This is a genomic window from Candidatus Magnetobacterium casense, assembly GCF_019173545.1.
GTDB classification, from domain to species: Bacteria; Nitrospirota; Thermodesulfovibrionia; order Thermodesulfovibrionales; family Magnetobacteriaceae; genus Magnetobacterium; species Magnetobacterium cryptolimnobacter.
Map to the genome: position 1 here is coordinate 1 of NZ_JABXWD010000311.1, position 3,991 is coordinate 3,991.

3 protein-coding genes are annotated in these 3,991 nt (G+C 50.6%); 1 reads left to right on the forward strand and 2 read right to left on the reverse strand.

Annotation, left to right across the window (positions count from 1 at the left end):
• Positions 1 to 81: 81 nt before the first annotated feature.
• Positions 82 to 1,428, forward strand: coding sequence for a phosphoglucosamine mutase (glmM, locus tag HWQ67_RS13860; RefSeq protein WP_255317291.1), 1,347 nt, complete (start codon positions 82 to 84; stop codon positions 1,426 to 1,428).
• Between the two features lie 41 nt (positions 1,429 to 1,469).
• Here the strand turns inward: glmM and HWQ67_RS13865 are convergent, their stop codons facing one another.
• Together HWQ67_RS13865 and HWQ67_RS13870 are read right to left on the reverse strand one after the other, a co-directional pair.
• Positions 1,470 to 2,165 carry an OmpA/MotB family protein gene (locus tag HWQ67_RS13865; protein ID WP_218253283.1) on the reverse strand — a complete coding sequence of 232 codons (696 nt, stop codon included), beginning with the start codon at positions 2,163 to 2,165 and terminating at the stop codon, positions 1,470 to 1,472.
• An 11-nt stretch (positions 2,166 to 2,176) separates the two neighbouring features.
• Positions 2,177 to 3,757: a MotA/TolQ/ExbB proton channel family protein gene (locus HWQ67_RS13870; RefSeq protein WP_218253284.1), complete on the reverse strand. Its 1,581-nt coding sequence runs from the start codon at positions 3,755 to 3,757 to the stop codon at positions 2,177 to 2,179.
• Between the last annotated feature and the right edge of the window lie 234 nt (positions 3,758 to 3,991).

The window sequence follows — 3,991 nt, forward strand, 5'->3', positions numbered from 1 at the left end:
GATCAGAAAGGATAAGGATAAGGAGATGGGCAATCTTAATGACAGAGTAAAGGTCAAAGTGATAATAGAAAAGGTGAACTGATGAAACTATTTGGAACGGATGGCATAAGGGGTACGGTCAACCAACATCCTATTACACCTGAGACCGTGTTGAAGGTTGGTATGGCAATAGGTAGGCTGCTGTACAAGAGACACAGTAAGAACATGATCATCATAGGCAAGGATACGCGTCTGTCTGGGTACCTGCTTGAGAGTGCGTTGACGTCGGGCATTTGCTCTATGGGTATGAACGTAACACTGGTTGGGCCGATACCGACGCCTGCGGTGGCCTTTCTGGCAAGGACCCTGCGCTTTGATGCGGGCATAGTGATATCGGCCTCCCACAACCCCTATCAGGACAACGGCATAAAGATATTTATGGCCAACGGATTTAAGCTACCCGATCGCATCGAGGCTGAGATAGAGGCAATGGTGGCCAACCAAAACTCACCCATCAACCGCCCAACTGGCAGCAAGATCGGCAAGGCCTACAGGCTTGAAGATGCCACGGCAAGGTACCTAGAATACGTCAAGTCAACCATCCCGCGCGAGGTTTCATTTGACGGTCTGAAAGTGGTGGTGGATTCAGCGCACGGGGCGGCCTATAAGGTGACTCCAACGCTCCTGGTAGAGCTTGGCGCCAGGGTCATCAGCATAAACGACAAGCCCGATGGCAAGAACATCAACGCCAAGTGTGGCTCCCTGTTTGTCGAAAGACTGGGCGAGGTAGTCCTCAAACACAACGCCCACGTTGGCATTGCCCATGACGGTGATGCCGACAGAACCCTCCTGTGTGATGACAAGGGCAAGATCGTTGATGGCGACCTTATCATGGCCCTGTGGGCAAAGGAACTCAAGAAGCAGGGTAAGCTCAAACACGACACCGTCGTGGCAACGGTCATGAGCAACCTCGGCCTTGAACACCACCTGCTGCAGCGCGATATCCGCCTGATAAGGACTCAGGTAGGGGACCGGTATGTCGTAGAGAGGATGCTTGAGGGCGATTACACCCTTGGTGGTGAGCAGTCGGGGCATGTCGTCTGCCTTTCGCACAATACCACCGGCGATGGCCCGATCACCGCAGTGCAGATATTGCACATCCTCAAGCAATCAATGCAACCCCTCTCTGAGTTGGTTTCAAATATCAAGCTCTACCCACAGGTACTGAAAAACATCACGGTTACAAACAAAAAAGACATCGATGCCTGTCCGGAGATCGTAGACTGTATTAAGGCGGCCCAGGAGCGTCTCAAAGACACTGGCCGTATTCTCGTTCGCCCCTCCGGCACCGAACCCAAGATACGAGTCATGGTAGAAGGCATGGACAACAAGCTCGTCAAAGAAATAGCCGTTACAGTGGCCGACGTGGTAAGCAAGGCTATGGCCTGAGCATCCCACACTACGGGGGTAATTGAGGATACAAAAAATTGTTACTTAAGGTAGAAGAGCAGTAGCTCGATGCGGCGATTTTTGTCCTTTTTTTCCATGGAACTGTTGTCGTTGACGAGTCTTTGTTCGTTGTACGTTACATCGACATCGGAGCGTGTCACCGGCTTGAATTCACCAAAGGACGTTGCCGACATCAGGTGTCTGGCCGGATTAATATTCATATCTTTCTGTAAAAAGCTGTACACCGTCATGGCCCTTTGTCCTGCAAGTTCGAGGTTTGATGAGAAATGCCTTGAGGCATCCGTATCAGCATGTCCCTGTATCTGTATCTCCCTGATAAAGTCGAGCTTTGACTTCAACAACCCTCCAACTACCCTAAGCGTTTGTCTTCCTTGTTCGGTCAACTCGTACTGGTCACGCCCAAACAACAGCTTGTCACTGAAGCTGATCTTCTGCAACGTGACGTCGTTGAGAACTACGATGTCGCTGGATATCCCATAGGTGTGAGTGTCAATCACCACGGGCCTGGTGTGATAGACCTCGGCCAGCTTGTTTATGAACTCCATCTGATTACGCTCTACCCCCTTGAGGTTGACGCTGCCCGCTGCAAGTACCGTCAGCACCAGAAATATCACCAGGACAAGTATCAGCACCACAGACAACATCATATCCGCAAAAGACGGCCAGAAGTTAAAGCTCGAAAAGTCTTCCTGTCCTGCTTCGGATTCGTTATACATGATAAAGCAACCTACCTTTTTCTAAATAATTCCTTCAGTATATCGCCAACCTTGAGATTGCCGGAGTAGGCGGCAGGGGTTGCAGGCGATGGCTCCGGCGAGGACTCTGAGGACGATTCGACACTGATCTCAGGGACAAAGGTTTCGATGTTCTTTGACAACACGTCGAGGGATTGTGTCAGACTGGGTAGATTTGCAACCAGGGTGGAGAAGGTCGCGATGTTCTGTGACAGTCCGCCAATGGCCTCCTTGAGGGTATCACCCAGCTTGTCGGCAGCCTTTCGGACAGGCGTATCGAGGGCCTCAAGCCTCTTTAAGACCTCCTTCAGTCCCTTGTCGATGGTTTCGCTGTTTTGCAGGGCAATCTGTCTGTTGGCCTTGCTGAGGCTTGTGGTGCTTTCGGTGGCCTCGTCTATGAACTTTAGCAACCGGGAATCTATTTTTTCACGCAACTGCAAAAAAGACGTCTCATATGCCTTAACTACAAGGACTATGTCGTGTATCTCTCGCTGCTGAACCCCCAGTGTCTCGCTCAGATTGCTCTTAAAGGTTTCGGAGCCGATGACTATCTGGTCGTACAGGAGCCTGATCTCCTCCTGGAAAGAGGTCAGGTGTGCAACGCTCTTTGTGAAGTTCCCCGAAAAGGCATCCATGCGTTTGCAAAAGGCGTCGTTGAAGAAGTCGGCAGCGTTCGTTATTTGTTCCGAGGTAGTGTTTAGCGTGCCCAGTAGTTTGTTTGCCTTTGCGAGGTTCTGTTTTAGTTTACCGGTGTCATCCTCGATAGCGTCGGCCAGTTCTGCGACTTTTTTAGCGGCCTGAAAGTTTTGGCGCATGTGTTGTTCGCTTTTTTGTAGGGTTCTGTAGAGTTCCTGGGTGGTGGTGGGGTATAGTTTTGGTAGCCAGGTGTTTATGGTTGTGCTCTCCAGGGCCACCTTCAGGGGGGTGCAGAAGAGGTTGAGGTGTATGCCGTAGAGCAGGACGCCGATGACGGTGAACATGACCCCCCAGATGCTCGGAGCAAAGGCGTTTTTGAGGTCGTTGAGCAGCCCCGTTAATGCCACCGATATGCCGCCCTTTATCTGTTCGATCTCAGGCGCTCCAAGCATGGGTGACAGTCTGGCGAGGCTGTCGGCAAGGCCAAAGAGCGTGCCAAGCAGGCCTACGATGATAAAGACACTCAGTACGTTTTTCATTACCGTATTGTTTGCAAACAGGCGGTAGTTTGTGTGATTGATCAGGGCGTTGACATCCAGTTGGCTGCCGGTTATGCCGCAGTCAAAGATGGTGCCGACGTGTCCGGCTACGATTGAGTTTTCAGGCATGGCGTTTTCCTTCAGAAACAGCGTAAACCTGCCACGGTGTACGGGACGCTCCTCGTCAAAGGTCAGCTCCTTGCGAAAATGCACCAGCTCATCTACGTTTGAGAGATTGAGCACGGCACGGCGTTCCCTGATGGTCCTGGCTGCTGATACACACAAGTAGCCAACCCACCCAAGAAATATCAGTTGCAAAAACCTGACAACAGACATCGCCACCAGGTTGGAAGGTGTAAGGTACGCCATAAGCACGGTGATAAATTCAAATGATTTCATAAATAAACCCACGAGCTATATTATGCAGGCAGGCAGTATATTTTGTCAAATGCCCCCGAATTAATCAGCGATTCAGCGTGTAGAATATAGCCGACAAGGTATCCTCATTTAAAAAGCAGGGTAAATTTTATTTCACGGTTAAACCTTCATGAATAGGAGCACTATTCGCCCCCGCCCATGAAAATTGCGAGAGCCTTATGCATTGTGCCCTGGTTCTACTGCTCTTGACAGTTT